4 protein-coding genes are annotated in these 4,188 nt (G+C 41.2%); 2 read left to right on the top strand and 2 right to left on the bottom strand.

From position 1 onward, the window contains the following. Window positions 1-3: 3 nt before the first annotated feature. Together AC4GME_RS12120 and epmA are read right to left on the bottom strand one after the other, a co-directional pair. The gene (locus tag AC4GME_RS12120; protein ID WP_490378158.1) at window positions 4-228 is read right to left on the bottom strand and encodes a hypothetical protein; all 225 of its coding nucleotides are present in this window, start codon (window positions 226-228) and stop codon (window positions 4-6) included. Window positions 229-230: 2 nt separating this feature from the next. Beyond that, window positions 231-1,211 carry an elongation factor P--(R)-beta-lysine ligase gene (gene epmA, locus AC4GME_RS12115; protein WP_490378157.1) on the bottom strand — a complete coding sequence of 327 codons (981 nt, stop codon included), beginning with the start codon at window positions 1,209-1,211 and terminating at the stop codon, window positions 231-233. A 195-nt stretch (window positions 1,212-1,406) separates the two neighbouring features. On the opposite strand from epmA, the gene frdA reads away from it, so the two are divergent. Beyond that, window positions 1,407-3,188 (top strand): fumarate reductase (quinol) flavoprotein subunit, encoded by a 1,782-nt coding sequence (gene frdA / locus AC4GME_RS12110; RefSeq protein WP_490378156.1) that lies wholly within the window; start codon window positions 1,407-1,409, stop codon window positions 3,186-3,188. Then, window positions 3,188-3,925, top strand: coding sequence for a succinate dehydrogenase/fumarate reductase iron-sulfur subunit (locus tag AC4GME_RS12105; RefSeq protein ID WP_490378155.1), 738 nt, complete (start codon window positions 3,188-3,190; stop codon window positions 3,923-3,925). The genes frdA and AC4GME_RS12105 overlap by 1 nt, the downstream gene beginning before the upstream one ends. Window positions 3,926-4,188: the final 263 nt, after the last annotated feature.

The following is a 4,188-nucleotide window of genomic DNA, read 5'->3' as shown; positions in this document are numbered from 1 at the left end:
GAGTTAGGATTTTGGTACTTTAAAAAAGTGATCTAACAAGCGCCCCAAGAAAATAAATCCAGCTACAAAAACCACACCCATCACCATCAAACCAATCTTAAAGAAACTTTGCTGTTGATAATTTTGCAGGTATAAAGAAGAAAGATATATCGCCGCTAACCAATAGCAGATCCGAAACAGCGATGCCCAAATAGAGTAGACTTTATCGGTTAACCATAATTTAGCCACTATTAGGCCCCCTTTATTGTAAAGCTCAGCACGTCATCAATATGTGTCTGCTCTGTTGCCAGCATCACCAGACGATCAATGCCTAGCGCAACACCTGCACAATCAGGCAGGCTTTTAAGAGAGCTTATAAAATGCTGATCAATCGGCATCTCCTCAAGGCCTTTAAGTCTGCGCAGGCGATTGTCTTCTTGAAAACGAGTTAACTGTTCCGTCGCATCGCTCAATTCATGAAAGCCATTCGCAAGTTCAATCCCTTTATAATAAACCTCAAAACGTTCGGCAACACGAGGATCATCCGGTGATATTCTTGCAAGTGCAGCTTGTGAAGCGGGAAAATTATAAATAAAACACGGTTTATACAAAGCGATAACCGGCTCGATTGCGACACAAAATAGCAGCTGCAAGATGGTATCTTTATCTGTCTCATTATCAATAACATCGCCTAAATTCAACTCACTGCCCGCCTCTTTTAACTCTTTCAAGTTAGCAGTTAACGGATCAACATTTAAGACTTCTAGAAAAGCATCTTGGTATGTGCAACGACGGGCAGTTTCGCTATTAAGAACAAGTTGTAATAACAGATCCATTTCATCCATTAATAAAAAGTGATCAAAACCAACTTGATACCACTCAAGCAGGGTAAATTCAGGATTATGAAATCGTCCCGACTCTTCATTACGATAGGCTTTGCTGATTTGAAAAATCGAGCCGCTACCAGCAGATAAGAGACGTTTCATATGAAATTCAGGGGAAGTTTGCAGGTATAAAGGTAAACCTAAACAGTTCTGCTTTGCTGAAGATATTTCAGGTCCAATAAAATTAGTTTTAAAGCAAAAGAGATGAATATCGGTTACACCCGCTTGGCTTAAAGTTGGCGTTTCTACTTCTAATAGACCACGATCGATAAAAAAGTGGCGAATAGTTTGTATTATTTTCGCCCGTTTTTGCAGTTGTTGTAAGCTTGCGCTTGGTCGCCAATTCATCTTATTTCCTTTTTTGCGCTAGTTTACCCAATAAATGATTTTTCGGAAATAAAAACACTGCTAACGAATAGTTAAGACTATCCTGTTGCTACCTCTCAATATTTATATAATGTTGAAAAACCTTACTTTTCTCACGGAATTTTCCACAAGCGCTGATACACTAAATTATCATAAATTTTTTATGGGAGAAAAAGTGTGCAGATAATTAAAACAGATGTTGCCATTGTTGGCGCTGGCGGTTCAGGTTTACGAGCCGCTATTGAAATTGCAGAAAACCACCCCGATCTCGATATAGCATTAATTTCTAAAGTTTACCCGATGCGCAGCCATACTGTGGCAGCCGAAGGAGGAGCTGCGGGAGTTGCTCAAGATCATGACTCTCTTGATAACCACTTTAACGATACCGTTTCCGGTGGAGATTGGTTATGTGAACAGGACGTAGTGCAATATTTTGTTGAAAATGCAGCCAAACAACTGACTCAGCTTGAGCATTGGGGATGCCCATGGAGCCGTAAAGAGGATGGCTCTATTAACGTACGCGCTTTTGGCGGCATGAAAATAGAACGCACCTGGTTTGCTGCCGATAAAAGTGGTTTTCATATTCTGCACACTCTTTTTCAAACTTCACTGCAGCACCCTAAAATAACCCGCTTTGATGAACATTTTTGTTTAGATCTGATTGTTGAAAATGACAAAATACAGGGGATTTTAATTCTTGATATTGCCGAAGGTGAGGCAAAACTAATTCAGGCAAAATCAGTGATTATGGCAACTGGCGGCGCGGGCCGTGTTTATAGTTACAATACCAACGGTGGCATTGTCACAGGTGACGGAATGTCACTCGCTTACCGCCATGGCGTTCCGCTACGTGATATGGAGTTTATACAATACCATCCAACAGGTTTACCGGGCAGTGGTATTTTAATGACCGAAGGCTGCCGTGGCGAAGGTGGTATTTTATTAAATAAAGATGGTTACCGTTATTTACAAGATTACGGTCTAGGGCCTGAAGTCCCCGTAGGGCAGACTAAAAATAAATATATGGAACTTGGCCCACGCGACAAACTCAGCCAATGTTTCTGGCAAGAGCAACAAAAGGGCAATGTGATTAAAGGCCCACGTGGTGATGTTGTTCATCTTGATCTTCGCCATTTAGGTGAAGAAAAAATTAATGAGCGCCTGCCATTTATCCGCGAACTTGCTAAAGCTTATGTTGGTGTTGATCCGGTTCATGAACCAATCCCAGTTCGTCCAACCGTGCATTACACAATGGGCGGCATAGAAACCGATGCAAAAACAGCGACTAAACTTGCGGGTTTATATGCAATAGGTGAATGTGCTTCGGTTGGTTTACACGGTGCAAATCGTTTAGGCTCAAACTCATTAACTGAGCTTGCTGTATTTGGTCAGTTAGCCGGACAACAAGCGGCTGATTATGCGCGTAATAGCAAACATGAAAAAATTACCCCTTTAAGGAAACAAGCCGAAACGATTATGGCTCGTACCGAAGCCCTGCTGCACAGTGAAGGCACGGAAAAAATGGCAGATATTCGCCAAGAGATGGGTGACTGCATGGAAGAAGGTGTGGGTATCTATCGCACTAAAGAGTCGATGCAACAAACCATCAATAAACTAGCCGAACTTAAGAAGCGCTATAAAAACATCCAAATCACCGATAAATCGAGTGTGTTTAACACGGAGTTTTTATATGCAATTGAACTTGGATACCTGCTCGATACCGCACAAGCGATGGCACACAGTGCAATTTTACGAGAAGAGTCTCGCGGCTCTCATCAGCGTATTGATGGTTTTGAAAAACGTGATGATAACAACTTCTTAAAACATTCACTGGCCTTTTATCAAGGTGATAAAGCACCAAAAATTGATTATTCATCAGTAACTATTACCAAAAGCCAACCCGCAGAAAGGGCATATGGTGCGGCAGGTGAAAAAGCACATGCGCAGGAGAAAGTTTAATGAGTGAATTAACGATTGAAATTGATGTGCTTCGTTACCGTCCTGAGATGGATAACGAACCTTTCACGCAAACCTTTGAAGTGCCTTACACCGCCGAGATGTCCATTTTGGAAGCGCTGCAATATATTAAAGATCACCTAGATAGCACGGTAAGTTTCCGCTGGTCTTGTCGTATGGCGATTTGTGGTAGCTGTGGTTTGATGGTGAATAGCGTTCCTAAATTAGGCTGCAAAGCATTTCTGCGTGATTATTACCCCCAAAAAATAAGTTTAGAGCCCTTAGCTAACTTCCCTATTGAACGCGATCTTGTGGTGGTAATGGATGATTTCATTAAAAAATTAGAAGAGATCAAACCCTATATCATCCCGGAAAAAGAGAAATGTTTATCTGAAGGCACATATCAGCAAACGCCTGAACAGATGGCTAAATTTAAACAGTTTTCAATGTGTATTAACTGCGGTCTTTGTTATGCAGCCTGCCCGCAATATGCGTTAGACAATAAGTTTACCGGACCTGCGGCCTTGGCATTACTTGCTCGTTACAATCGAGATAGTCGAGATAATGGCGAAGCCGAGCGTATGAAAATCGTTAACCAGGAAGAAGGGGTTTGGGGCTGTACGTTTGTTGGATATTGTTCCGTTGTTTGTCCAAAAGATGTCGATCCTGCTGCTGCTATTCAACTGCTTAAAGTTGAAAGCAGTAAAGATTACCTGATTGGTATGTTCAAACCAGATTAATGAAAAAGTGATAAGTAAATGTTAACTTTTCGTATATCTCAACACAGTTTGAGCACTGTCGTGAAGTAGATAAAGAGGACTAAGCAATGAGTAAACGTAAACCTTATATACGCGAACTGCCAACGGTTTCAATGGCTGGTTGAAATATCATTTTTACTATTTTAGATACTAGTAAATGTTAACTTTTCGTAGCTCTCGACTCTGATTAAGCACTGTCGTGAAGTAGATAAAGAGGACTAAGCAATGAGTAAACGTAAACCTTA

Source organism: Psychromonas sp. (assembly GCF_983033635.1).
The sequence above is the reverse complement of the archived record's forward strand: the minus strand, read 5'-3'. Positions and strand labels throughout refer to the sequence as shown.